Genomic DNA, 24,473 nt, shown 5'->3' with positions numbered 1-24,473 from the left:
GCGGCGGGCCCGGCCCCGGCATACTGGGCTCTTCCCCGGACCGGCCCGACCTTGAGGTGTGTGAGTACGCGTGTGCGGCCTGCTTGGACTGATCTGCGCGACCGAAAACGACGCCGCCGAAGCCCGCGCGAGCGTCGGCGCGGCGATGCGCTGCCAGCGCCACCGCGGCCCGGATGAGCAGGACACCTGGGCCGATGCCGAGGTCGTGTACGGCTTCAACCGGCTCGCCTTCATCGACGTCGACCACGCGCACCAGCCGCTGGTGTGGGGCCCGCCGGAGGCGCCCGGCCGGTACACGCTGAACTTCAACGGCGAGATCTACAACTACCGCGAGCTGCGCGACGAGCTGGCCGAAAAATTCGGTGCGAAATTCGCCACTGAGGGCGACGGCGAGGCGATCGTCGCGGCTTATCACTACCTCGGGGACAAAGCGGTCGAAAAGCTGCGCGGCATGTTCGCCTTCCTGATCTGGGATTCGGCGGAAAAGGTCGTTTTCGGCGCGCGCGACCCGTTCGGGATCAAACCGCTCTACTACAGCGCCGGCCCGAAGGGCACCGCGTTCTCCAGCGAGAAGAAGAGCCTGCTGGAGCTGTCGGACACGCTCGGCGTCGCGCAGGAGCTGGACCGCACCGCGCTGCAGCACTACCTGGTCCTGCAGTACGTGCCGGAGCCGGAGTCGCTGCACACCGACATCCGCCGCGTCGAGTCCGGCACCTCGTTCCGGCTCTCCCCCGGCGGGAAGCCCGAGTTCACCCGCTACTTCCACCCGAAGTTCGCCGCGAAGCCGGTCAACGGCCCGGCCGAGGCCGAGGCGCTGTACGAGCGCATCGCCGATGTGATGCGCGACTCGGTCGGCAAGCACATGATCTCCGACCCGGACGTCACGGTCGGCGCGTTCCTGTCCGGCGGCATCGACTCCACCGCGACCGCGACGCTCGCCAAGGAGCACAACCCGAACCTCATCGCGTTCACCACCGGCTTCGAGCGCGAGGGCTACTCCGAGGTGGACGTGGCCGCGGAGTCGGCCGCGGCGATCGGCGTGAAGCACGTGGTCCGCACGGTGTCGGCGGACGAGATGATGGAAGCGCTCCCGCTCATCGTCTGGTACCTGGACGACCCGGTGGCGGACCCGGCGCTGGTCCCGCTGTGGTTCATCGCCCGCGAGGCCCGCAAGCACGTGAAGGCGGTCCTGTCCGGCGAAGGCGCGGACGAACTGTTCGGCGGCTACACGATCTACGGCGAGCCGATCTCGCTGGCCCCGTTCGAGAAAATCCCCGGGAGCGTCCGCAAGCTGATCGGCAAGGTGTCCACGAAGATCCCGGAGGGCACCCGAGGCAAGGACCTGCTGCGCCGCGGCGCGCTCCCCTGGAAGACCGCTACTACGGCAACGCCCGCAACTTCCGCGACGAGCAGCTGCGCGCCGTGCTGCGGACGTACCAGGAAGGCGTCGGCTTCAAGGACGTCACCGCACCTTGGTACGACGTGTCCCGAGGCTGGGACCCGGTCGCCCGCATGCAGCACGTGGATCTCTACACCTGGCTGCGCGGCGACATCCTGGTCAAGGCGGACAAGGTGACCATGGCGAACTCGCTGGAGCTGCGCGTGCCGTTCCTGGACGCCGAGGTGTTCAAGGTCGCCGCCTCGATCCCGCTGGACCAGAAGCTAGCGCACGGCACCACCAAATACGCCCTGCGCCAAGCCCTGGCCAAGATCATCCCAGGCCACGTCCTGAACCGGAAGAAGCTGGGCTTCCCCGTCCCCATCCGCCTGTGGCTGCGCAACGAGATGTACGACTGGGCCCGCAGCATCATCAACGACTCGAAGACTGACGAGTTGCTGGACAAGAAGGCCGTACTAGCCCTGCTGGACGAACACAAGGCAGGCCAACTGGACCGCAGCCGCCAGCTATGGGCACTCCTGGTCTTCATGCTCTGGCACGGCATCTTCGTAGAACACCGCATCAAGCCAGAAATCCCGGAACCGGCCTACCCAGTCAAGCTCTGAAGTCCGTGAAGGACTCTTTGAGGGAATCTAATTCCCTCAAAGAGTCCTTCACGGCCCTAAACCGCCGCCGATGCACCCACCCAGCGAGGCACCCACACCACCCCCGCACCCCGATACGAAGCCAAAAACGCGGACGGCGGGTGCTTGTCAAGGCATCTTTCCCGCCTTGACAAGCACCCGCCGTCCGTAGTCACAATCAAGCTTCGGGGTGCCCCCACGAGGCCCAGGCGCAACGTCGCCGCCAGGCGACGAGCAGCCGCCCCCCTCAAGCAGGCAAAACCGCCGAGATCTCCTCCGCAGCCTCAGGCCCGAACGCCTCCCGCAACCGAGCCAGCGCCCCGTCCCGCTCCAACGTCCACTCCTGCGTCCCCACCGTCTCCAAAACCAGCACAGCGATCAAACACCCCAACTGCGCCGCCCGCTCCAACCCAAGCCCGCCGTCGATCGCGGCCAGGAACCCAGCCCGGAACCCGTCCCCGACCCCAGTCGGATCAGCCTTCCCCCGCTCCGGCACCGCCCCGATCTGCAGCGCAGTCCCATCCCGCCCCACGATCTCCACGCCCTTCTCCCCGAGCGTGGTAATCCGCAGCCCAACGCGCTCCAGGACGTCCGCCTCAGACCACCCAGTCTTCTGCAGCAACAACTCCCACTCGTAGTCATTGCTGAACAGATACTTGGCCCCCTCGACAAACGACCGCACCTGCGCCCCGTCCATCCGGGCCAGCTGCTGCGAAGGATCGACCGCGAACGTGTACCCCCGCTGACGGCACTCCTGCGCGTGCCGGACCATCCCTTCCGGATCGTCCGGGCTGATCAGCACCAGCCCCAACCCGCCGACCCGGTCCGAGATCGGCCCCATCTCGATGTTCCGGGACTCAGCCATCGCCCCGGCGTAGAACGTCGCGATCTGGCACATGTCCTCGTCGGTGGTGCACACGAACCGCGCGGTGTGCGCGACCTCGGAGACCAGCACGCCCGAGGTGTCGACGCCGTGCCGCTGGAGCCACGACTGGTAGTCCGCCCAGTCCTGGCCGACGGCTCCGACCAGCACCGGCCGCACGCCGAGCACGCCGAGCCCGAAGGCGATGTTCGCGCCGATGCCGCCGCGGCGCACGACGAGGTCGTCGGCGAGGAAGCTCAACGACACCCGGTGCAGCTGCTCGGCGACGAGCTGCTCGGCGAACCTCCCCGGAAAGTGCATCAGATGGTCCGTCGCGATGCTGCCGGACACGGCGATCCTGGGCTTGTCTGCCACCGGTTCTCCTCACGAGTGGATGGGCTGGCGTTTTCGTGCCCCGGCGCAAGTTACCCGCTGGTCATGACCCTTCCGGGTAGTTTCCGCGCCACGTGACGACACTACCGGCCGGTACTCGTTTCCCGTTCAAGTTCGGCTGAATAGCGTGGCCGGGGTGAACCTCGCGACCGAACCGGAAACCATCGGCGACCTGATCGCCGACTGCGCCCATCTCCCGTCCACGCTCCAGCCCGGGCCCGCCGCCGAGCAGGCTCGGCTGCCCCTCCCGCGTGCCGCGCGGCCGTGGACGGTCGACGACGCCTGCCACGCGCAGGTCGCCGACCTCGACGCTTACGTCTGAGCCAAGCTCGGCCGGAAACGGCAACGGGCCCCAGCGCGGAATGTGCTGGGGCCCGTTGCCGGTGTGGCTCAGTGGAAGCTGTCGCCGCAGGCGCACGAACCCGAGGCGTTCGGGTTGTCGATCGTGAAGCCCTGCTTCTCGATGGTGTCGACGAAGTCGATCACGGCCTCGGAAACGTAAGGCGCGCTCATCCGGTCGACCGCCACCTGCAGGCCGTCGAAGTCGCGGAACAGGTCGCCGTCGAGCGTGCGCTCGTCGAAGAACAGCTGGTAGCGCAGGCCCGCACAGCCGCCGGGCTGCACGGCGATGCGCAGGTGCATGTCGTCGCGGCCCTCCTGTTCGAGCAGCGCCTTCGCCTTGGCGGCCGCGGCGTCGGTCAACGTCACGCCGTGGGTCTCCTCGGCGGTCTCGGCCGCAGCCGCACCGGTCTGCTCAGCGGTCGTCATGGCACTCCCTCTTTGGTCGAACTCGCTGCGGGTACATCTCGTGTCCTACGTACAACACGCGACTCGCCCGATCTGTTCCCCTCCATCGTCGCATATGGAACGACCTGGTGAACAAAGCCGTGACGCCTGCAATACCCTGGTGAGGTGAGGTTCCTGCGCCGAAGCACCACTGACCCCGCCGCCGACGACTCCGCGGCGGAGGCCGCCGATGTCGACACCCCGGCCGCCAGCAAGTCGTACACGCCGGGCAAGGGCAAGGCCACGCCCAAGCGGCGCGAGGCCGAGGGACGCAGGCGCGGGCCGGTCGCGGCGCCGCCCACCTCGATGCGCGAGGCGATGAAGCGCAACAAGGAACTGCGCAAGGCCAACCCGGTCAGCAAGGAAGAGCGCAAGGAAGCCGCCCGCGTGCGCCGCGAGCGGATGATGTCCGGCGACGACAAGTACCTGCCGCCGCGCGACAAGGGCCCGGTCAAGGCGTACGTGCGCGACCTGGTCGACTCCCGGCGCAACATCCTCGGCCTGTTCATGCCGCTGGCGATCCTGGTGTTCCTCGCGCTGCTGGTGCCCGCGCCCGCGGTGCAGCAGTACATCACCCTGGTCTGCATGGCGATGCTGCTGGTCATGGCCATCGAGGGCATCGTGAACGGCCGGAAGATCTCCAAGCTTGTCCGCGAACGCTTCCCGAAGGAGCCGGCCACGGCCACCCGCGGCGTCGGCTGGTACGCGTTCGTCCGGGCGAGCCAGATCCGCAAGCTGCGCGTCCCGAAGCCGCGTCTCAAGGCCGGGGACCCGATCCCGAACTGAGCCGTGCGGCACACAGGTCGTTAGCCTCGCGAACGAAACGTTTACGCTGTCGGCATGGAGTTTCGACGTCTCGGCCGCAGCGGCCTCAACATCAGTGAGATCTCCTACGGCAACTGGCTGACCCACGGGTCCCAGGTCGAGGAGGACCAGGCGCAGGCCTGCATCAAGGCGGCGCTCGACGCCGGCATCACGACCTTCGACACGGCCGACGTCTACGCGAACACCGCCGCCGAGTCCGTGCTCGGGCGCGGGCTCAAGGGGCAGCGCCGGGAAAGCCTGGAGATCTTCACCAAGGTCTTCTGGCCGACCGGCCCGAAGGGCCCGAACGACAGGGGCCTCTCGCGCAAGCACATCATGGAGTCGGCGAACGCGTCGCTCGAGCGGCTCGGCACCGACTACGTCGACCTCTACCAGGCGCACCGCTTCGACCGCACGGTGCCGCTGGAAGAGACCATGCAGGCGTTCGCCGACCTGGTCCGCCAGGGCAAGGCGCTCTACATCGGCGTTTCGGAGTGGAACGCCGAGCAGATCGCCCGCGGCGCGGCGCTCGCCCGCGAGCTGAAGATCCCGTTCGTGTCGAACCAGCCGCAGTACTCGATGCTGTGGCGGGTCATCGAGTCGCAGGTCGTGCCCGCGTCCGAGCGCGAGGGCCTGAGCCAGATCGTCTGGTCGCCGGTGGCGCAGGGCGTCCTGACCGGCAAGTACAAGGTGGGCCAGCCGCTGCCCGCCGGTTCGCGCGCGACCGACGAGAACGGCGGCGCGAACATGGTGAAGCGCTTCCTCGACGAGAAGACCCTCACCGCGGTCGCGAAGCTGGAGCCGCTGGCGGCCGACGCCGGGCTGTCGATGGCGCAGCTGGCCGTCGCGTGGGTGCTGCAGAACCCGAACGTCGCGTCGGCGATCATCGGAGCCTCGCGGCCCGAGCAGGTCCACGACAACGTCAAGGCGGCAGGCGTGAAGCTCGAGCCGGAGCTGCTCGCCGCGATCGACGAGGCGCTCGGCGACGTCGTGGTCACCGACCCGGCGCTCACCGTCTCCCCTGATCACCGCAGCAGCAGCCGCTCCGCCACCGCGAGGTCGTGCGGATAGGTGATCTTCACGTTCTCCGCGCTGCCGGGCACCCACCGCACCGGCAGCGCGGAGAACCGCTCCATGCACGAAGCCGTGTCCGTGCCGAGAAACCCTTCCGCGGCAGCCTGTTCGTAGGCCGCCAGCAGCGGCTCCGCCCGGAAGCCCTGCGGGGTCTGCACGCGGATCGCGCCCGGCAGCGGCCCGGCGACCGTGTCCGGTCCGGCCATCGCGACGACGTCGTCCGCCGCCAGTCCCGGCACCGCTCCCCCGTCCGCCCTGGTCCGCTCCAGCACCGCGGCGATCAGCTCCGGCGTCACCAGCGGCCGGGCCCCGTCGTGCAGCAGCACGGAATCCACTGTCCCGTCGGCGATCCGCGACGCCAGATGGCGCAGCGCGTTCAGCTCGGACGCCTGCCGCGTCGGGCCGCCGGGCACGATCTCCACCGAAGCGGACAGCCCCGCCAGCACCTCCTTGGCCAGCGGCTCGTCCTCGGGCCGGATCACCAGCACCAGCACGCCGATCCCGGGCGCGGCGGCGAACGCGTCCAGCGACCACGCCACCACGCGCCTGCCCGCGACCGGCAGGTAGACCTTGTTCAGCGCGGCCCCGACCCGGGTCCCCGCGCCACTGGCCAGCACGACCCCGGCCGCCGTCGATTCCCGCACGCCGACCGACCCTAAGGGCCCGGCCCGCCCGGCGGTAGGTTGGGCCCCGGGACGCCCAGCGGCGAAAGGAAACCTGGCTGTGGACACCGGGGAAACGGGCATCGAGTTCGGCGAGATCGAACCGCCGAGCGACCAGGCCCGTTCGGGCGCGATCGCGCTGCACGACAAGCTCGTCAAGCCGGCCGGCTCGCTCGGGCGACTGGAGGAGCTGGGCGTGTGGATCTCCTCGTGCCAGGGGCAGGCCCCGCCGAGGCCGTTCACCCGGCCGCGGGTCGTCGTGTTCGCCGGCGACCACGGCATCGCGGAGCGGGGCGTTTCGGCGTACCCGCGCGAGGTCACGTCGCAGCTCGTCGGGACCATGCTGACCGGCGGCGCGGCGATCAACGTGCTCGCCGCGGCGGCGGGCGCGGGCGTGCGCGTGGTCGACATGGCGGTGGACACCGAGGAATCCGCGATGCGGTCGATCGGCGAGTTCAAGGTGCGCCGCGGTTCCGGTTCGATCGACGTCGAGGACGCGCTCACCGACGCCGAGGTGCGCGCCGCGGTGGCCGCCGGCCGGAAGATCGCCGACGCCGAGGTCGACGGCGGCGCGGACCTGCTGATCGCGGGCGACCTGGGCATCGGCAACAGCACCCCGGCGTCGGTGCTGGTCGCGGCGCTGACCGGCAGCGAGCCGGTCGCCGTGGTCGGCCGGGGTTCGGGCATCGACGACAACACCTGGATGCGCAAGGCCGCCGCGGTGCGCGACGCGCTGCGCCGGGCCCGCGCGGTGCTGGCCGATCCGCTCGCGCTGCTGCGGACGTCCTCGGGTGCCGATATCGCCGCGATGACGGGCTTCCTCGCGCAGGCAGCGGTCCGCCGCACGCCGGTGGTGCTCGACGGGCTCGTGGTCTGCTCGGCCGCGCTCGTCGCCGAAGAACTCGCGCCGGGCGCGCGCCGCTGGTGGATGTCCGGTCAGCTGACCGGCGAGCCCGCACACGCGCTCGCCCTGGAGCACCTGGACCTCGGCGCGCTGCTCGACCTCGACGTCCGTCTCGGCGAAGGCACCGGCGCGGTCACCGCGCTGCCGCTGCTGATGATGGCCAGCCGCGTGCTCGCCGAAATGACCACGCACGAGCAGTCCGGCGTCTCCGGGCCGCTCTCGTCCTGAAAGCCGTGAGGGGAACCCTGATTCCCCAGGGTTCCCCTCACGGACAGCTAGAACGTCAGCTGAGCGGGACCATCCAGCCGGCCGGGGCCGGGCGGGTGCCCTCCTGGATCCCGACCAGCTGCTCGCGCAGGGCCATAGTGACCGGGCCAGGCTGCCCACCGGAGATCGAGAACTCGCCGCCGCCGTGCTTGACGTGGCCGACCGGCGTGATGACCGCCGCCGTGCCGCACGCGAAGACCTCGGTCAGCTCGCCCGAGCCGGCCGCCTTCTCCCATTCGTCGGTGGAGATCCGGCGCTCCTCGACCTTGTGCCCGGCGTCCTTCGCCAGCTGCAGCAACGACTTCCGGGTGACGCCCGGCAGCAGCGAACCGGTCAGCTCCGGCGTGACCACGCGGACGTCGTCGCCCGAGCCGAAGACGAAGAACAGGTTCATCCCGCCCATCTCCTCGACCCAGCGGCGCTCCACCGCGTCCAGCCACACCACCTGGTCGCAGCCCTTCTCGACGGCCTGCGCCTGCGCCACGAAGGACGCCGCGTAGTTGCCGGCGCACTTCGCCGCGCCGGTGCCGCCGGGGGCCGCGCGCACGTACTCCGTGGACAGCCACACGCTCACCGGCTTCACGCCGCCGCTGAAGTACGAGCCGGCCGGCGAGGCGATGACCGCGAAGACGTACTCGCTGGCCGGGCTGTTCACGCCGAGCCCGGTGGACGTGGAGATCATGAACGGGCGCAGGTACAGCGAATCGCCCTCGCGGGTCGGCACCCAGCGCTCGTCCACCGTGATCAGCTCGCGCAGCGCGTCGACGAAGGTCTCCACCGGCAGCTGCGGCATCGCCAGCCGCTCGGCGGATTCCCGGAACCGCTGCGCGTTGGCGTCCGGCCGGAACGCGGCGATCGTGCCGTCCGGCTGGCGGTAGGCCTTGAGGCCCTCGAAGATGGCCTGGCCGTAGTGCAGCACGGACGTGGCCGGGTCGAGGGTGAACGGTTCGTACGGCCCGACCTTGGCGTCGTGCCAGCCCTTTTCGGTGCTGTAGCGGACGGTGACCATGTGGTCGGTGAAGTGCGTGCCGAACCCCGGCTTGGCAAGTACCTCGGCGACGCGTTCAGCACTCGCGGGGCTCGGGTTCGGAACGTGAGTGAACTGCGTCGCTGTCGTCATGCTTAGACAATAACGCTTGGTCGGAAGCACGTTAGTCGGAAGTCCTGTGGTTTTACTCGCCGCACCGTCCCGCGCTCGCTGCGTCACCCCACTACGATGGCCGGCGTGAGCACTCAACCAGCACGCCAGGCCGGGCCGGGAGCCGGGCCGGACGTCAAGACCTTCGGCACCGCCGCCCTGCTGACCTTCGGGGCCGGGCTGCTCGGCATGGTCGGCTGGGGCCTGCTTTCGAGCGGGTTCGGCTTCTTCCTCGGCCTGATCGCCGCCGGATTCGGCATCTACTGGTGGAAGAACCTGCACGGCAAGGTGATCGCCAAGGACCTGCCCACCAAATCGGTGGTGATCCTGCTCGTCGTCGACATCGTGCTGTTCGTCGCGCTGGTCCTGCTGGCCCAGTAGGTCAGCAGAGCCCCTCGGGCAGCGCGGGAGCCGGCCAGCCCGGCTCCGGGCGGAAATCGGTGTGCGTGCCGTCGAACGGGAACGCGCCCTGATCCGCCAGCGCACCCATCCGCTCGCCCTCCGCGCGCAACTGGTCGAGGTCGGCCGTAGTGAGCCGGCCCGCCTCGACGGCCGCCTCCGCTTCGTCCTCGTCCTTCCACTGCCAGCCCGCGCCCGGCGTCACGACCAGGTCGAGGATGCCGTCGATCCGGTCCGGGCCGGCGCCGGTGCGCCCGCGCGGCACCTCGAGGTTCACGTACCAGTCGCGGAACCGCCCGTCCGCCTCGAAGAACCACCACACCGACGACCAGGCCCCGTCCGGGATCAGCCGCAGCGTCGACGTGCCGTGCCAGATGTCCGGCACTCGCACGCGCGGCGCGCGAAACCGTTGCTCCAGCGGCGCTTCGCGCAGGGATCGGCCGTCCGCGAGCCTGCTGCCGACGATCGGCGTGCCGAGCGGGAGCCAGCCGAGCAGCGTCTCGCCGTCGTCGGAGATCACGCGCAGCGGATGGTGCTGGCCGATGCTGCCGTCCGGGCGGACGAAACGTTCGACGACCGTCTGTCCCGGCGCCCAGCGGTGCTCAGTCATGGACGCCACGGTAGCGGCGGGCCCGCATCCGCAGCAGCAGTTCCGCGACCGCGCCGAGCCCGGCCACGAGCAGCATCGCGGACAGCGGAGCGAAGGCCGCCGCGGCCGCCGCCAGCAGCGCGCCCGCTGCGACCGGAACCCCGCCGGACGGCGCAAACCGCTGTCGCGCCCCGACGAAAGTCGTGAATGCTGCGGGCAGAGTCGCCAGCACTGCGATCACCGTGAGCAACGGCTGAAGCTGTCCGGCGTCCGCGGCGGAGAGCAGGTCCCGCATCGCCGTCCCGGACAATCCGAGCCGGATCGGCCCCAGCTGGAAGAGCGTGACCGCGGTGACGACGACCGCGACCAGGCCGAGACCGAGCGCACGGGCGGTGATCCGCTGCCCCGGTTCCGGAATGAGGAACGGCAGCAGGAACAGCGCCGCCACGACGATCGCGGCCGCGTCCGGCGTCCCGATTCCGCCCGTTCGCGGCACCGGAGCGACTGCGAGGCACATCGCCACCAGCACCGCCCCGGCGGCCAGCAGCACGCCCGATACCCACTTGACCAGCAGATCCGGCAGCCGGAGCCCAGCGAAGTCCGCTGCGGCGACGAACACCACGAGCGCGGCCGCGGCGTATCCGGGCTGCAGCGGGAACACGTACGCGCCGAAGGCCTGCGCGAGCACGACGATCTGCGCCAGCCGGGATAATCCGCCGACGATCCGGCCGGCCGGATCGTCGGCGAGCGCGGGCAGCCGGGAGGAGCCGGCCGCGACCGCCGCGGCGAGCACGACCGCGAGGAGAACCCAGTACCCGGCGCCCGCGGCGCCGGCCGCCAGCGTCACCAGGAGTGCTCCCGCGAGCCGCACCGCGATCCCCCTTCCCCCGTCCGGATGGCTTTGTCATTAGCATGGCTCACGATCGGCCGGGCAGATCGCCCGGCACCCACCGCGACGTCGCGAGGAGCCAGAAGTGACCGTGCCGAAGCTTGCCCTCTCCGAGAACACGGACGCGGCATTGGGCAAGACCCGCGCCGACGTCCTCGTGATCGGCACTCTCCAGGGCGAGGACGGCCTCGCGCTCGCTGCCGGCGCGGAGGTCGCCGACGCGGCGTTCGACGGCAAGCTCGCCGAGGTGCTGGGCACGCTCGGCGCGACCGGCAAGGCCGAGGAGATCGTGAAGCTGCCGACGCTGGGCAAGCTGCCCGCGGGCGTCGTGCTGGCCGTCGGCCTCGGCAAGCAGAAGGACGGCGAGGTCTCCGCCGAGCAGGTGCGCCGCGCGGCCGGTGCCGCCGCCCGCGCGCTGAGCGGCACCGAGCGGGCGTTCGTCACGCTGTCGGCGGTCGACCTGCACGCCGCCGCCGAGGGCATCGCGCTGGGCGCGTACGTCTTCACCGAGTACCGCTCGGAGAAGGGCGACGCCCCGCTGGCGAAGGCCGACCTGGTCAGCCCGGCCGAGGGCGCCGCGCGCGACCACAAGGCCACGCTGAAGGCGGCGACCTTCATCGCCGAATCGGTGATCATCGCCCGCGACCTGATCAACACCCCGCCGAACGACCTGTTCCCGGCGTCCTTCGCCGACCGCGCGAAGAAGCTCGCCGACGCGAACGGCCTCGAGTTCGAGGTCCTCGACGAGAAGGCCCTGAAGCGCAAGGGCTTCGGCGGCATCCTCGGCGTCGGCGGCGGTTCGTCGCGGCCGCCGCGCCTGCTGCGGCTCAGCTGGAAGCCGGCGAAGGCGCGCAAGAAGGTCGCGCTGGTCGGCAAGGGCATCACCTTCGACTCCGGCGGCATCTCGCTCAAGCCCGCCGCGAACATGGACCACATGACCTCCGACATGTCGGGCGCGGCCGCCGTGCTCGCGTCGGTCGTGCTCGCCGCGAAGCTGAAGTACCCGCTCGAGGTCACCGCGCACATCCCGCTGGCGGAGAACCTGCCCTCGGCCACCTCCTACCGCCCCGGCGACGTCCTCACCATGTACGGCGGCAAGACCGTCGAGGTGCTCAACACCGACGCCGAAGGCAGGCTCGTGCTGGCCGACGCGATCGTGCGCGCCGCCGAGGAGAACCCGGACTACCTGATCGAGACCGCCACGCTGACCGGCGCGCAGGTGGTCGCGCTCGGCAACCGGATCTCCGGCGTGATGGGCTCGGACGAGTTCCGCGACCGCGTCGCGGGCATCATGCAGGCCACCGGCGAAGGCGGCTGGGCGATGCCGCTGCCCGACGAACTGCGCGGCGACCTCGACTCGCGCCTGGCCGACATCGCGAACGTCACCGGCCAGCGCTGGGCGGGCATGCTCGTCGCGGGCGTGTTCCTGCGCGAGTTCGTGCCCGCGGACCTGCCGTGGGTGCACCTGGACGTCGCGGGCCCGGCCTTCAACTCCAGCGGCCCCTGGGGCTACACCGGCAAGGGCGGCACGGGTGTCCCGGTCCGCACGATCGCCGCGGTGCTGGCGGACATCGCCGAACAGGGCTGACCCCCGCCCGCTCGGCTGGAGGCCCCGCACCGCGCCCGGTGCGGGGCCTTCGTCATGACCCAGACCCGGCACCCTCGACCGGGGCCGCCGCCCATGTGGCACGCTCGCGATCATGCAGCGCGACGACTACCTCGAGACCGCCGTCCGCGACGTGCTCACCGCTGACGAGCCCGCCGTCGACCGGCGGATCGGGCACGCCGCGCTCCTCCTCGCCACCGCTGGCGCGGCCGGCGCCGCGGACCGGCTCGTCACGCAATGGCACGCGGTCACCGGCCGCCCGGCTTCCGTGCTCGCCGACGACGCCGTGCGGGCCCGTGCGTGGGCGATGCTCTTCGAGGCGCGCGGCGACCGTCCACAATGGGCAGACGCACTGGTGCCGCTCGACCTGGACGCGGAAGAGCAAGCCCACCAAGCACTTCTCGCCCGTCGAGCGTCCGATTTGGACGGTCTCTTCGACGGTTCGCCGGTGGCCGGCGTGGTCTCCGCGATCGCCCCGCAGCGGCCCGATCCGGTGCGCGAAGCATTGGCCGCCGCCGACCTCGAAGCGTGGGCCGCAAAAGTGGAGAACCACCCGAACCCGGACGTCGCGACGCTCGCCGCCACGCGTCCGCTCGCCGCGCGGCTGGTCGCGGGCGCGGACCCGCTCGGCCTCGGCACGGAATGGCCGGACCAGTGCGCGGGCGCGCTGATCGCCGCGTTGCGCGAGCGCCATCCGACCGGCCCGGGCACGCTGCCGGAACTGGTCGCGGCGATCCTGCGGCTGCGCGGACAGCGAGCCCCCGCCCCTGCGGAAGCCGCCGACCTGGAAGCCGCCGAACACCGCCTCGGCGTCCGGCTGCCCGGCGACTACCGGGAATTCCTGCGGATCACCGACGGATTGCCCGCCGACGTGGTGTTCCCGCGCCTGCTGCCCGCCCGCGAACTCCGCGCCGACGGAGCGGTCGTGATCGTCTCCGAGCCCGCGACGATCCTGCTCACCCACACCGGCGACAGCTGGCGAGCGGTCGAAGTGGACCTCGCCTACGGCAGCACCGCGCACGACTCGTTCCGCGCGCTGCTCGAACACCACCACCGGCTACTGGAAGCCAGTGCCTGACTCAGCTTCCCGGGCGACGCTTCTGCCGTTCGGTGTAGTCCCGCATGCGCTGCGGGTAGCCGACGCGCGCGACCTCGTACACCGGGATCGTGTGCTTGTGCCCGAATCGCTGCGCGGCGTCGAGGCTGCCGATCCGGCGGCGGGTCCATTCGCCGTCGTGCGCGACGAGCACCACAGTGGTGTCGGTCACCGTGGTCTTGGGTTCGACGAAGGCTTCCACTCCGCGTCGCGCGGCGGCCCATTCCTCCAGGTAGCGGGTGTCGGCCTGGCCTACGGAGCGGCCTGCTCCAGCGGACGGGCCGCGTCTGCCGCGGCGGCGCAACGAGTCGAAGATCCCCACTTCGACCACCTTTCTTCCGGCGAGAGTCCGGACTCCATTATTCCCGGTCGGGCGTGTGGCCGGTGTCGCAACGGCGCCTTGGCCCGGCTAGGTCGCAACACCGATCGGCGTAGTGACAAGATGGCTGTTGTCGCGCGCGCGTTTATACCGGGTGCCGCGGCGACCGAAGCTTCACCCCTATCGCTGCCGAGGAGTTATTGAAGTGAGCGACACCTCCGCCGACCTCGTGATCCTGGGAGGCGGATCGGGCGGCTACGCCGCGGCCTTCCGCGCGGCCGAGCTGGGCCTTTCCGTCACGCTGATCGAGAAGGACAAGCTGGGCGGGACCTGCCTCCACCGGGGCTGCATCCCGACCAAGGCCCTGCTGCACGCCGCCGAGGTCGCCGACGAGGCCCGCGACGCCGAGACCTTCGGCGTCAAGGCCGTGTTCGAGGGCATCGACATCGCGGGGGTGAACAAGTACAAGGACGGGATCGTCTCCCGGCTGTACAAGGGCCTCCAGGGCCTGGCCAAGGCGCACAAGGTCAACCTGGTCGAGGGCACCGGCCGGTTCGTCGGCGGCACCACCGTCGAGGTCGACGGCACCCGCTACACCGGCAAGAACGTCATCCTGGCCACCGGTTCGTACTCGCGCACCCTGCCCGGCCTCGAGCTGGGCGGCCGCATCATCGCGAGCGAGCAGGCGCTGACGCTGGACTACGTGCCGAAGAAGGTCGTCGTGCTCGGCGGCGGCGTCATCGGCGTGGAGTTCGCCAGCGTGTGGGCCTCCTTCGGGGTCGACGTCACCGTGGTCGAGGCGCTCCCGCGACTGGTCCCGAACGAGGACGAGTACGCCTCCAAGCAGCTCGAGCGCGCGTTCCGCCGCCGCAAGATCGCCTTCAAGACCGGCGTCCGGTTCACCGGCGCGAAGCAGGACGACAACGGCGTCAGCGTGTCGCTGGAGTCCGGCGAGACGCTGGAAGCCGACCTGCTGCTGGTCGCCGTCGGCCGCGGCCCCAACTCGGCGGGCCACGGCTACGAGGAAGCGGGCGTCACCATCGACCGCGGCTTCGTGCTCACCGACGACCGGCTCCGCACCAACCTGCCGAACGTCTACGCGGTCGGCGACATCGTGCCGGGCCTTCAGCTCGCGCACCGCGGCTTCCAGCAGGGCATCTTCGTGGCCGAGGAGATCGCCGGGCTGAACCCGCGCGCCATCGACGAGCGCGGCATCCCGCGCGTCACCTACTCGCACCCCGAGGTCGCCTCCGTCGGTCTCACCGAGGCGCAGGCCAAGGAGAAGTACGGCTCGGACGTCACCACGTTCACCTACGACCTCGGCGGCAACGGCAAGAGCCAGATCCTCAAGACCTCCGGCGGCGTGAAGCTGGTGAAGGCGCCGGACGGCCCCGTCGTCGGCGTGCACATGGTCGGCGACCGGGTCGGCGAGCTGATCGGCGAAGCGCAGCTGATCTACAGCTGGGAGGCGTTCCCGGAGGACGTCGCCCCGCTGATCCACGCGCACCCCACGCAGACCGAGGCACTCGGCGAAGCGTTCCTCGCCCTCGCGGGCAAGCCGCTGCACGTGCACAGCTGACGCGCAACCAGCACAATCCAGACCACGTCTTAGCGATCAAGGGAGCCAGCGAACAATGGCCTACTCCGTCACGCTGCCGGAGCTCGGCGAGAGCGTCACCGAGGGAACCGTCACCCGGTGGTTGAAGCAGGAGGGCGACACCGTCGAGGTCGACGAGCCGTTGCTCGAGATCTCGACCGACAAGGTCGACACCGAAGTACCGTCGCCGGTGGCCGGCACGGTCGTGAAGATCAGCGCCAAGGAAGACGACACCGTCGAGGTCGGCGGCGAGCTGGCGGTGATCGACGACGGCACCGGCGGCGTGCCCGCGTCCTCCGCCCCGGCCCAGCAGGCCGAGCCGGAGCCCGAGCCCGCCCCGCAGCAGCAGGAAGCCCCTGCCGCGGCCGCCCCCGCCGAGTCCGCTCCGGCGCAGCCGGACACCGCTCCGGCCGCGGGCGGTTCCGGCACCGAGGTGAAGCTGCCCGAACTGGGCGAGAGCGTCACCGAGGGCACCGTCACCCGCTGGCTGAAGCAGGTCGGCGAGTCGGTCGAGGTCGACGAGCCGCTGCTCGAGATCTCCACGGACAAGGTCGACACCGAGGTCCCGTCGCCGGTCGCCGGCACCGTGCTGGAGATCCGCGCGGGCGAGGACGAGACCGTCGAGGTCGGCGGAGTGCTCGCGGTCATCGGCGACGCGAACGCCGCGCCCGCCCCGGCCGCCCCCCGGCTCCGGCCCCGGCGCAGGAGTCCAAGCCCGCTCCGGCTCCGGAACCGGCGCAGGAAAGCAAGCCCGCCCCGGCTCCGGCCGCCCCGGCCCCCGCGCCCGCCGCTCCGGCTCCCGCGGCCCCGGCCCCGGCAGCTCCGGCTCCGGCCGCCCAGGCGCAGGCTCCGGCGGAGGCTACGGAGTCTTCGGACGGCCCGTACGTCACGCCGCTGGTGCGCAAGCTCGCCTCCGAGCACGGCATCGACCTCGCGTCGCTGACCGGCAGCGGAGTCGGCGGCCGCATCCGCAAGCAGGACGTGCTCGCTGCTGCCGAGGCCAAGCAGAAGGCGGCCCCGGCCCCGGCTGCTGCCGCCCCGGCTGCTCCGGCCGCCGCCGCTCCGTCCGCGCCGCGCGCCGCCGCGGTGTCGCCGGAGGTCGCCGCCCTGCGCGGCACCGTGCAGAAGGCGAGCCGGATCCGGCAGATCACCGCCACCAAGACCCGCGAGTCGCTGCAGGTTTCCGCGCAGCTCACGCAGGTGCACGAGGTGGACGTCACCAAGATCGCCAAGCTGCGCCAGCGCGCGAAGGCGGCGTTCAAGGAGCGCGAGGGCGTCAACCTCACGTTCCTGCCGTTCTTCGCCAAGGCGACGGTCGAGGCGCTCAAGCAGCACCCGAACGTCAACGCGTCCTACAACGAGGACACGAAGGAGATCACCTACCACGGCGCCGTGCACCTGGGCATCGCGGTGGACACCGAGCGCGGCCTGCTCTCGGTCGTGATCCACGACGCGGGCGAGCTGAGCCTCGCCGGCCTCGCGCACCGCATCGCCGACCTGGCGGCGCGGGCCCGGGCCAACAAGATCAAGCCGGACGAGCTGATCGGCGGCACCTTCACGGTCACGAACATCGGCTCCAACGGAGCCCTGTTCGACACGCCGATCATCGTGCAGCCGCAGTCCGGCATGCTCGGCACCGGCGCCGTGGTGAAGCGCCCGGTCGTGGTGAGCGACGCCGAGGGCAACGACACCATCGCGGTCCGCTCGATGGCGTACCTGCCGCTGACCTACGACCACCGCCTGGTCGACGGCGCGGACGCCGGCCGCTTCCTGACCACGATCAAGCAGCGGCTGGAAGAGGGCAACTTCGAGGACGAGCTGGGTCTCTGATCCGGTAACCCCTCAGCCGAAGGCCCCCGCACTCGCTCGAGTGCGGGGGCCTTCGCCGTTTCTCCTACTTTCGGCTAATCCGGAATTCCGGAATACCGGAGTAAGCTCTGCGGCATGCTCACTCGACGAAGCTTGCTCACGTCGGTCGCAGCAGCGGGGGCCGCCACGATTGTCGCGCCCTCGCTCGCGCTGGCCGATCCCCCGGACCAATCCACTCCCGAAGGCTGGCTCGCCCGGCTCGCGGCGCACCGCGACGACGTGTCAGCGGTTTTCTCCGACGGCGCCGGCCGCCGGTTCAGCCATCTCGCGGACCGGTCGATGGTCGTCGCGTCCGCGATCAAGGTGGTGCATCTGCTCGCCTACACCACCGCGGTCGCGCAAGGACGGCTCGATCCGGACGAGCAGGTGCGCGTCGGCGACTGGGGCGCCCGCCATCCGTATCTCGGCGACGGCCCAGTCGGGGCGGGCAACCACCTGAACGCGTTGACCTATCTGGGCATCCCGTGCGACAAATACGGCGTCGCGAAGGATCCGGAGCAGCGAGTGCCGTTGCAGAGCATCGCAAAAACGATGATTCTCGCCAGCGACAACTCCGCGGCCGACTACCTGCGCGCCCGGCTCGGCGACCGGGCACTGCGGGCGGCCGCGGCCCGGGGCGGCTGGCGGATGCCGGACGTCCGGATGTTCGGCGGCGAGGTGCTGCTGCTGTATTTCCCGGAATACTGCCCGCCGCCGGGCAGCCCGGTCGAGGTCCGCCGCGCGGCGGGAGACGCGCTGTCGAACCGGTTCGCGTGCGACCTGTCGTTCCGCGCCAAGGTGCTCCCCCGTGCCGCCGAGAAACCGCCCTCCGCCGAAGCGATCATGGCGTGGTCAGCATCGACCGGCCAGGGCAGTGCCGCGCAATTGTTCAGGATGCACCACGAAATCGCCGCGAGCCACGATCGTTCGGCCGTCCTCGCGCAGCAGCTCCTCGAGGTACCGCTCGAGCCCAAGCCGCCGGGCTTGAAAGCCTTGCTGTACAAGGGCGGAAACCTTCCCGGCTTCCTCGTGCTCGGCTTCGACGCGCTGTGGTCGGACCGCGGCCCCGGCACCAGCACGATCTTCCTGAAGAACTCCACTCCAGAGGATCTGCAATACGGCCAGGTGCTGCAGAAGCTGTGCGTCGACGCGCTGTACCGCCCGGACACCTTCGCGGCACTGGAGCGCGCGCTGCGACACTGACCCGCATGACCGAAGACCTCGCCGAGCGCGTCGCGGCGCTCGAACGCCGGATGGCCGCATTGGAGGGGCGGCCCGCCGAATCCGCTCTGGACGGCCCGCCGGGAATCGTGGGCTATCAGGGTGAATTGACCGATCCCGAACTGCGCTGGGAAATCCGGCTCACCACGCCCGCGGTGCTGTCGCTGCCGGACGGGCCGCGCGCCGAGGTGCTCGCCGCGCTGGCGAACACCGACCGGATCGCGCTCGTCCGGCTGCTCGCCCGCGACGGCGCGCAAACCGGGGCCGCGCTGCAGGAAGCCGCCGAACTCAGCTCGCCGGGACGGCTTTACCACCACCTCAAGGCGCTCACCGCGGCCGGGCTGGTCGAGCAGGACCGGCGCGGCAGCTACCGGCTCAAGCCGACCGCCGCGATTCCCGCGCTGGTGCTGCTGACCGCCGCAGCCGACGTCGCCGGACAGCTCCGCCCGGGTGTGCGCGACCCGGGCCGATAGGACACGATCAGAGGCATGCGGGTACTCATCGCGGGCTCCGGCGGTCTGATCGGCACCGCATTGACCGGGCGGCTGCGCGAATCCGGGCACGACGTGCGCCGGCTGGTGCGGCGCACCGCGCGGGCCGCGGACGAGAGCGGCTGGGACCCGCCGTCCGGACGGATCGACGACGGCGCGTTCGACGGCATCGACGCGGTGGTGAACCTGTGCGGCGCGCCGCTGCTGCCCGGCCGCTGGAGCGGAATGCGCAAGCAGCAGCTGCTCGACAGTCGCGTGGAGCCAACCGAAGTGCTCGCCGAAGCGGTGGCTGAGCACGGCATCGGAGTGCTGGTGAACGCGTCCGCCGTGGGCTACTACGGCAACAGTGGGTCCACTGTGGTCGATGAAAACACCAAGGCCGGCAACGGTTTTCTCGCCGAGATGTGCACCGAATGGGAAGCTGCCACCGCAGCGGCGGCCGATGCCCGGGTGGTCTCGGTCCGCACCGGCCTCGTCCTGGCCCGCCGCGGCGGCCTGCTTGACGTGCTGCGCCCGCTCTTCCGCTTTGCGCTCGGCGGACGGCTCGGCGACGGCAGCCAGTACATGCCGTGGATCGCGCTGGAGGACGAAATCGGGGCCCTCGTGCACATCCTGGAGCACGACACGCTGTCCGGCCCGGTCAACCTCACCGGCCCGATCCCCGTCACCAATGCCGAGTTCACCCGCGCCCTCGGCCACGCCGTGCACCGGCCCGCGCCGTGGTGGGTCCCGGAAATCGCGATGAAGGTCGCGCTCGGCCAAGCCGCCGAAGAGATGGCGTTGTTCGGCCAGCGCGCGGTGCCGCGGAAACTCGAGGCCAGCGGCTACGAATTCCGGCACCGCACCGTCGACAGCGCGCTCGCCGAGGCGACGTGACGATGCCGCGCGTCCGGTGGATCGTCACCGGAGTGGTGCTGCTGGCCGCGTTCTTCTGGCTCGGCTTGCTGGTGGACCGGCAGCCGCTGCAGCTCGACGTCGAGGTCGCCACTGCCTTGCGCGGACAGGACACTCGCCCGGCAGGCCAGATCGCGGGTGTGCTGACGAACGTCCTCGGTCCGGTTCTGCCGTATGTGCTCGGCGTGGTGCTGCTAGCGATCGTGCTGCGGGACCGGTCGCGGTTCTCCCTGTGCGCGCGGCTCGCCGTGGTGCTTCTGCTGTGCCGGTTGACCAGTCTGGCGTTCAAGCCGGTGTTCCAGCGGCAACGCCCGCGCGTGTATCCAGACCTGAGCTACCCCAGCGGCCATGTCGTTTCCGTCGCGGCGACCGGACTGGTCGTGGTCCTGCTTTGCGCCTGGCTGCGGCCGCAGTTCGCACGGTGGGCGATCTGGGGGTCCGCGGCCGCGACAGTGCTGGCGGCGGCCTGCCGGATCGTGCTCGGCGTGCACTGGGTCACCGACACCGCCGGTGCCGTGCTCGCGGTGCTCGGCGTGGGCCTGGTGTCGGCGACCGCACTCCGGCTGATCCCCTTTCCGGCGCGCGAAAGGCGTAGCCTCGACGGGTGAGTTCTTCGAGCGCAAGCTGCCGGATCGCCACCGAACCCCTCGTCGTGCGCGAGGTCGGGACGATCGACTACACCGAGGCCTGGGACCTGCAGCGGGAGATCCTCACCGCGCGCGCGGACGAGACCGGGCCGGACACCATGCTGCTGCTGGAGCACCCGTCGGTCTACACCGCGGGCAAGCGCACCGAACCCGAGGACCGGCCCGCCGACGGCACCCCGGTGATCGACGTCGACCGCGGCGGCAAGATCACCTGGCACGGCCCCGGCCAGCTGGTCGGCTACCCGATCCTCAAGCTCGCCGACCCGATCGACGTCATGCACTACGTGCGGCGGCTGGAAGAGGCGCTGATCGCGGTGTGCGACCGGTTCGGCGTGCGCACCGGCCGCGTCGAGGGCCGCAGCGGCGTGTGGATCCCGGCCGACGAACGCGGCATCGAACGCAAGATCGCCGCGATCGGCATCCGCGTCCAGCGCGGCGTGACGATGCACGGGTTCGAGCTGAACTGCAACGCCGACCTTGCCGCGTTCGACAACATCGTGCCGTGCGGCATCCGCGACGCGGGCGTCACCTCGCTGTCCTGGGAACTGCGGCGCGACGTCCCGGTCGCCGAGGTGCTGCCGCTGGCGAAGGAACTGGTGCTGGCCGCGCTCGAAGGCGAACTGCCGGTGAGCGACGACCGCTGGCTGCCGCGTCCGGAAGCCCCGAAGGCCCCCGGCGTCACCTTCGCCCTGCAGAACTGACCGTCCCGACGACAAAGGGGCCTCCCGCTCGGGAGGCCCCTTTCCGCGTCTTCCGGCTCAGTCCAGCTGGGGTGCGACTTCCGACGCCACGAACTCGATGTGGTCGAGGTCGGAAAGGTCGAGCACCTGCAGGTACAGCCGGGTGATCCCGGTCTTCTCCCGCCACTGCCCGATCCGGTCCACGATCTCCGCCGCAGTCCCGGCCAGCCCGTTGGCCCGCAGCTCGGCCGTCTCCCGGCCGATCGCGGACGCCCGGCGCGCGACCTCGGCCTCGTCCCGGCCCGCGGCCAGCACGAGCGCGACCGAACGCAGGATTTCCTTGGGGTTGCGGCCGATCGCCTCGGCCGCCGCGTCCACGCGCTCGAACTGCGCGAGCGCGGTTTCGGCGTCCACGAACGGCAGGTTGAACTCGTCGGCGTACTGCGCGGCCAGCGCCGGAGTGCGCTTCTTGCCGCCCCCGCCGATGATCACCGGCGGCGCGGGCGACTGCGCGGGCTTCGGCAGCGCGGGCGAGTCGGCGAGCGTGTAGTACTCGCCGGAGTAAGAGAACTTCTCCCCCGCCGGCGTCTTCCACAGGCCGGTGATCACCGCGAGCTGCTCGGCGTAGCGGTCGAAACGCTCCTTGAGCGGCGGCAGGGTGAGGCCGTAGGCGGTGTGCTCGTCGTCGTACCAGCCGGTGCCGAGGCCGAATTCCACGCGCCCGCCGGACATCTGGTCCACCTGCGCGACCGAGATCGCGAGCGGGCCGGGGTGGCGGAAGGTGGCCGCGGTGACGAGCGTGCCGAGCCGCACCCGCTCGGTCTCGCGGGCGAGGCCGGCGAGGGTGATCCACGCGTCGGTCGGCCCGGGAAGGCCGTCCGCGCTGCCCATCTTGAGGTAATGGTCGCTGCGGAAGAACGCGTCGTAGCCCGCGGCTTCGGTGGTCCGCGCGACCCGCAGCAGGTCGTCGTAGCTCGCCCCCTGCTGGGGTTCGGTGAAGATCCTCAAGTCCATGTCCGCCAGCCTAACGGCGGATCGATCACCCCGCGGCGGGCCGCTCCTGCTGTCCCGCCGGGCGGCGCAGCCGGGACAGCATCCGCGTGATGACGTCCTCGATCTCGGCCCCGACCTTCTTCGGGTCGGCCGCGCCGGCGATCTCGGTGGCCGCGCTCGACAGCGCGCCGAACAGCAGCCGCGCGGTGAGGTCGACCGGCACCGGCTCCACCTCGCCCGCGTCGACGAGCAGCTGCAGCCCGGACCGCACCAGCCCGAAACTGGACTGCTCCTCGGCCTCGCGCCAGCGTTCCCAGCCCATCACGACCGGGCCCTCGTGGATGGCGATCCGCTGGTAGGAGGGGTCGAGGCAGCTGCGGATGAACGCCTGCAGCCCGCCCATCGCGCGCTCCCACGGCTCGCCGTCGCCGGTCATGATCTTCTGCAACCGGTCGTAGACCAGGCTTTCGACCTGTTCGAACGCGGCCTCGAACAGCGCCTGCTTCCCGCTGAAATGGTGGTACAGCGCGCCTTTCGTGACGCGGGCGCGTTTGGCGACCTCGTCGAGCGAGGTACCCGCGTATCCGCGTTTCGTGAACAGTTCGACCGCGCTGTCGACCAGGGCGGATCGGGTCGACTCGGAGTAGTCGAGTCGTCGGGACCTCATTGTCGGCACGCTCACAACCTTACGCCGGGACCCGCCGGACCATACCCGTGGTATGTTGGCTGCGTCAGGTCCGTACCGGGAGTATGCCGCAGACCGGCAGTATGACCCGGGTCACGGAAGGGGAGCCACACCATGAGCTGGACCGACTTCTACCGGCGGCGAGAAATCCTCGATGCCGCTGTCCGCCAGGCGAAACGCGCCCCGCGCGAACCGCTTTCGCTGGACGAAATCCCGGGTGCCGCCGACGAGTTCGGCACCGAAGAGAACCTGCTGCTGGCGCTGCAGTACAAGTGGACGCAGCTGCTCAGCGGCTACCTGCGCGCCGAGTTCGCCGACCCCGACGAGGCCGACGTGCCCGGCGACAAGGTCGACGCCGTCACCCGCGCGTGGCGGCAAGCGCAGCACGACCACGAAGACCTCCGCACGGTGCTGGACGGCGCGCTGGAGCGCTGCGCCGCGCTGGAACCGCTGCACCGCATCGAACTGCACACCCTGGCGCTCACCGCCGGCCTCGCCGAACCGGGCGAACCCGCCGACGAGATCGTCAAGGTCGGCCGGACGCTCGACGCGCTGCTGCGCGCGGGCGACGCCGGACCGGTCCGCAGGCGCGGCCCGGTCGGGCATCTGATGCGCCTGCTCGCGCCGAGTGCGTGACGTGTAGTTAGCTGACCGGATGAACGAACGCTGGACCGAGGCCCGGATCCCCGACCAGAGCGGCCGGACCGTCCTGATCACCGGAGCGAATTCCGGCCTCGGCCTGCGTTCGGCGGAGGTCCTCGCCGCACACGGCGCCCGCGTGCTGCTCGGCTGCCGCTCGCCGGAACGCGGCGCGGCGGCGCTCGACCGCGTCCGGGCTACCGCCTCCGGCGCCAAGCCCGAACTCGTCCGGCTGGACCTCGCCGATCTGGCGTCCGTCCGCGAAGCCGCCGCCGCAGTGCGCGAACTCACCGGCGACGCACTGGACGTGCTGATGAACAACGCCGGCGTCATGGCCACCGCACAGGGCCGCACCGCCGACGGTTTCGAACTCCAATTCGGCACGAACCACCTCGGCCACGCCGCGCTGACGTGGCTGCTGATGCCCGCCCTGCGCGGCGCGCCGGCCGGCCGGGTCGTGACGCTCTCCAGCGTCGCCGCCATCGGCGCACATCTGCACCTGGACGACCCGAACTCCGAACGCCGCCCGTACCGCGCGGCAGCCGCGTACGGCCAGGCGAAACTGTCGAACCAAACCTTCGGCATCGAACTGGACCGACGCCTCCGCGCGGCGAAGTCCACTGTGCTCAGCGTGCTCGCGCATCCCGGCTACAGCGCGACCGGCCTGACCACGAACATGGCGGGCTCGTACCAGAATCCGTTGGTGCGCGGCGTACTCCGGGAAGTCGGCAAACTCGGCGGAATGCTGCTGGCCCAACGCGTCGAACGCGGCGCGCTGCCGCAGCTGTACGCCGCCACGGCTCCCGGCGTCGAGGGCGGCGACTACATCGGACCGGCGTACGCCGTCCGCGGCCTCCCGACGAAGGTCCGCACCCTCGCCCCCGCCCGGAATACGGCGTCCGGGACCACATTGTGGGAGCTGACCGCCGAGCTGACCGGCGTCACACCTGACCCGAGGTGAGGCCCGT

General features: G+C 70.9%; 24 protein-coding genes and 2 pseudogenes. 17 read left to right on the top strand and 9 right to left on the bottom strand.

What is annotated here, in order from left to right; all coding sequences use genetic code 11:
* Positions 1 to 70: 70 nt before the first annotated feature.
* Positions 71 to 2,004, top strand: a pseudogene (gene asnB, locus RPX00_RS24450) (asparagine synthase (glutamine-hydrolyzing)).
* A 265-nt stretch (positions 2,005 to 2,269) separates the two neighbouring features.
* Here the strand turns inward: asnB and RPX00_RS24445 are convergent.
* A complete protein-coding gene (locus tag RPX00_RS24445; protein WP_406628777.1) occupies positions 2,270 to 3,259 on the bottom strand; it encodes a carbohydrate kinase family protein in 990 nt (329 codons plus the stop codon).
* Between the two features lie 154 nt (positions 3,260 to 3,413).
* Between RPX00_RS24445 and RPX00_RS24440 the strand changes: the two genes are divergently transcribed.
* Complete coding sequence (locus tag RPX00_RS24440; RefSeq protein WP_406628775.1) at positions 3,414 to 3,599, top strand: hypothetical protein; 186 nt, start codon at positions 3,414 to 3,416, stop codon at positions 3,597 to 3,599.
* 68 nt (positions 3,600 to 3,667) lie between these two features.
* Here RPX00_RS24440 and RPX00_RS24435 read toward each other — a convergent pair whose 3' ends face one another.
* Positions 3,668 to 4,045 (bottom strand): HesB/IscA family protein, encoded by a 378-nt coding sequence (locus RPX00_RS24435; protein ID WP_406628773.1) that lies wholly within the window; start codon positions 4,043 to 4,045, stop codon positions 3,668 to 3,670.
* Between the two features lie 144 nt (positions 4,046 to 4,189).
* Here RPX00_RS24435 and RPX00_RS24430 point away from each other — a divergent pair, with 144 nt between their 5' ends.
* Complete coding sequence (locus RPX00_RS24430; protein ID WP_406628771.1) at positions 4,190 to 4,849, top strand: DUF3043 domain-containing protein; 660 nt, start codon at positions 4,190 to 4,192, stop codon at positions 4,847 to 4,849.
* 54 nt (positions 4,850 to 4,903) lie between these two features.
* Complete coding sequence (locus RPX00_RS24425) at positions 4,904 to 5,938, top strand: aldo/keto reductase family protein (protein ID WP_406628769.1); 1,035 nt, start codon at positions 4,904 to 4,906, stop codon at positions 5,936 to 5,938.
* Here the strand turns inward: RPX00_RS24425 and RPX00_RS24420 are convergent.
* Positions 5,893 to 6,585 carry a 2-C-methyl-D-erythritol 4-phosphate cytidylyltransferase gene (locus RPX00_RS24420; protein WP_406628767.1) on the bottom strand — a complete coding sequence of 231 codons (693 nt, stop codon included), beginning with the start codon at positions 6,583 to 6,585 and terminating at the stop codon, positions 5,893 to 5,895. The genes RPX00_RS24425 and RPX00_RS24420 overlap by 46 nt on opposite strands.
* A gap of 79 nt (positions 6,586 to 6,664) precedes the next feature.
* On the opposite strand from RPX00_RS24420, the gene cobT reads away from it, so the two are divergent.
* Complete coding sequence (gene cobT / locus RPX00_RS24415) at positions 6,665 to 7,735, top strand: nicotinate-nucleotide--dimethylbenzimidazole phosphoribosyltransferase (RefSeq protein WP_406628765.1); 1,071 nt, start codon at positions 6,665 to 6,667, stop codon at positions 7,733 to 7,735.
* Positions 7,736 to 7,790: 55 nt separating this feature from the next.
* Here the strand turns inward: cobT and RPX00_RS24410 are convergent, their stop codons facing one another.
* Positions 7,791 to 8,894 (bottom strand): branched-chain amino acid aminotransferase, encoded by a 1,104-nt coding sequence (locus RPX00_RS24410; RefSeq protein WP_406628763.1) that lies wholly within the window; start codon positions 8,892 to 8,894, stop codon positions 7,791 to 7,793.
* Between the two features lie 96 nt (positions 8,895 to 8,990).
* On the opposite strand from RPX00_RS24410, the gene RPX00_RS24405 reads away from it, so the two are divergent.
* On the top strand, positions 8,991 to 9,293 hold the full coding sequence (locus RPX00_RS24405) for a hypothetical protein (RefSeq protein WP_406628761.1): 303 nt from the start codon (positions 8,991 to 8,993) through the stop codon (positions 9,291 to 9,293).
* Between the two features lies 1 nt (position 9,294).
* Here the strand turns inward: RPX00_RS24405 and RPX00_RS24400 are convergent, their stop codons facing one another.
* Both RPX00_RS24400 and RPX00_RS24395 read right to left on the bottom strand, forming a co-directional pair.
* Positions 9,295 to 9,921, bottom strand: a complete 627-nt coding sequence (locus tag RPX00_RS24400) for a DUF402 domain-containing protein (protein WP_406628759.1) — start codon at positions 9,919 to 9,921, stop codon at positions 9,295 to 9,297.
* On the bottom strand, positions 9,914 to 10,771 hold the full coding sequence (locus tag RPX00_RS24395) for a sulfatase (protein ID WP_406628757.1): 858 nt from the start codon (positions 10,769 to 10,771) through the stop codon (positions 9,914 to 9,916). The genes RPX00_RS24400 and RPX00_RS24395 overlap by 8 nt, the downstream gene beginning before the upstream one ends.
* Positions 10,772 to 10,874: 103 nt before the next feature.
* On the opposite strand from RPX00_RS24395, the gene RPX00_RS24390 reads away from it, so the two are divergent.
* Both RPX00_RS24390 and RPX00_RS24385 read left to right on the top strand, forming a co-directional pair.
* Positions 10,875 to 12,377: a leucyl aminopeptidase gene (locus tag RPX00_RS24390; RefSeq protein WP_406628755.1), complete on the top strand. Its 1,503-nt coding sequence runs from the start codon at positions 10,875 to 10,877 to the stop codon at positions 12,375 to 12,377.
* A gap of 112 nt (positions 12,378 to 12,489) precedes the next feature.
* Positions 12,490 to 13,473, top strand: coding sequence for an SMI1/KNR4 family protein (locus RPX00_RS24385; protein WP_406628753.1), 984 nt, complete (start codon positions 12,490 to 12,492; stop codon positions 13,471 to 13,473).
* Between the two features lies 1 nt (position 13,474).
* Here the strand turns inward: RPX00_RS24385 and RPX00_RS24380 are convergent, their stop codons facing one another.
* The gene (locus RPX00_RS24380; protein WP_406628751.1) at positions 13,475 to 13,822 is read right to left on the bottom strand and encodes an oxidoreductase; all 348 of its coding nucleotides are present in this window, start codon (positions 13,820 to 13,822) and stop codon (positions 13,475 to 13,477) included.
* Between the two features lie 193 nt (positions 13,823 to 14,015).
* Between RPX00_RS24380 and lpdA the strand changes: the two genes are divergently transcribed.
* The 7 genes and pseudogenes from lpdA (at position 14,016) to lipB (ending at position 21,209) form a co-directional block, all read left to right on the top strand.
* The gene (gene lpdA / locus RPX00_RS24375) at positions 14,016 to 15,389 is read left to right on the top strand and encodes a dihydrolipoyl dehydrogenase (RefSeq protein ID WP_406628749.1); all 1,374 of its coding nucleotides are present in this window, start codon (positions 14,016 to 14,018) and stop codon (positions 15,387 to 15,389) included.
* Positions 15,390 to 15,444: 55 nt separating this feature from the next.
* A pseudogene (gene sucB, locus RPX00_RS24370) lies at positions 15,445 to 17,237 on the top strand (2-oxoglutarate dehydrogenase, E2 component, dihydrolipoamide succinyltransferase).
* A gap of 114 nt (positions 17,238 to 17,351) precedes the next feature.
* Complete coding sequence (locus tag RPX00_RS24365) at positions 17,352 to 18,458, top strand: serine hydrolase (RefSeq protein WP_406628747.1); 1,107 nt, start codon at positions 17,352 to 17,354, stop codon at positions 18,456 to 18,458.
* Between the two features lie 5 nt (positions 18,459 to 18,463).
* The gene (locus RPX00_RS24360; RefSeq protein ID WP_406628745.1) at positions 18,464 to 18,949 is read left to right on the top strand and encodes an ArsR/SmtB family transcription factor; all 486 of its coding nucleotides are present in this window, start codon (positions 18,464 to 18,466) and stop codon (positions 18,947 to 18,949) included.
* 15 nt (positions 18,950 to 18,964) lie between these two features.
* Complete coding sequence (locus RPX00_RS24355; protein WP_406628743.1) at positions 18,965 to 19,843, top strand: TIGR01777 family oxidoreductase; 879 nt, start codon at positions 18,965 to 18,967, stop codon at positions 19,841 to 19,843.
* Positions 19,840 to 20,469, top strand: a complete 630-nt coding sequence (locus RPX00_RS24350; RefSeq protein WP_406628741.1) for a phosphatase PAP2 family protein — start codon at positions 19,840 to 19,842, stop codon at positions 20,467 to 20,469. The genes RPX00_RS24355 and RPX00_RS24350 overlap by 4 nt, the downstream gene beginning before the upstream one ends.
* Entirely contained in the window at positions 20,466 to 21,209 is a 744-nt protein-coding gene (gene lipB / locus RPX00_RS24345; RefSeq protein ID WP_406628738.1) for a lipoyl(octanoyl) transferase LipB, read from the top strand. The genes RPX00_RS24350 and lipB overlap by 4 nt, the downstream gene beginning before the upstream one ends.
* Positions 21,210 to 21,266: 57 nt before the next feature.
* Here lipB and RPX00_RS24340 read toward each other — a convergent pair whose 3' ends face one another.
* Together RPX00_RS24340 and RPX00_RS24335 are read right to left on the bottom strand one after the other, a co-directional pair.
* Positions 21,267 to 22,202, bottom strand: a complete 936-nt coding sequence (locus RPX00_RS24340; RefSeq protein WP_406628737.1) for an LLM class F420-dependent oxidoreductase — start codon at positions 22,200 to 22,202, stop codon at positions 21,267 to 21,269.
* Between the two features lie 25 nt (positions 22,203 to 22,227).
* On the bottom strand, positions 22,228 to 22,848 hold the full coding sequence (locus tag RPX00_RS24335) for a TetR/AcrR family transcriptional regulator (protein WP_406628736.1): 621 nt from the start codon (positions 22,846 to 22,848) through the stop codon (positions 22,228 to 22,230).
* Positions 22,849 to 22,980: 132 nt separating this feature from the next.
* Here RPX00_RS24335 and RPX00_RS24330 point away from each other — a divergent pair, with 132 nt between their 5' ends.
* The gene (locus RPX00_RS24330) at positions 22,981 to 23,502 is read left to right on the top strand and encodes a hypothetical protein (RefSeq protein WP_406628735.1); all 522 of its coding nucleotides are present in this window, start codon (positions 22,981 to 22,983) and stop codon (positions 23,500 to 23,502) included.
* Between the two features lie 19 nt (positions 23,503 to 23,521).
* On the top strand, positions 23,522 to 24,466 hold the full coding sequence (locus tag RPX00_RS24325) for an oxidoreductase (RefSeq protein WP_406628734.1): 945 nt from the start codon (positions 23,522 to 23,524) through the stop codon (positions 24,464 to 24,466).
* Positions 24,467 to 24,473 lie beyond the last annotated feature (7 nt).

The sequence above is a fragment of the Amycolatopsis sp. WGS_07 genome (assembly GCF_045278895.1).
Taxonomy (GTDB): Bacteria; Actinomycetota; Actinomycetes; order Mycobacteriales; family Pseudonocardiaceae; genus Amycolatopsis.
Note: the sequence above shows the minus strand (reverse complement) of the source record. Positions and strands in the feature narration are given on the sequence as shown.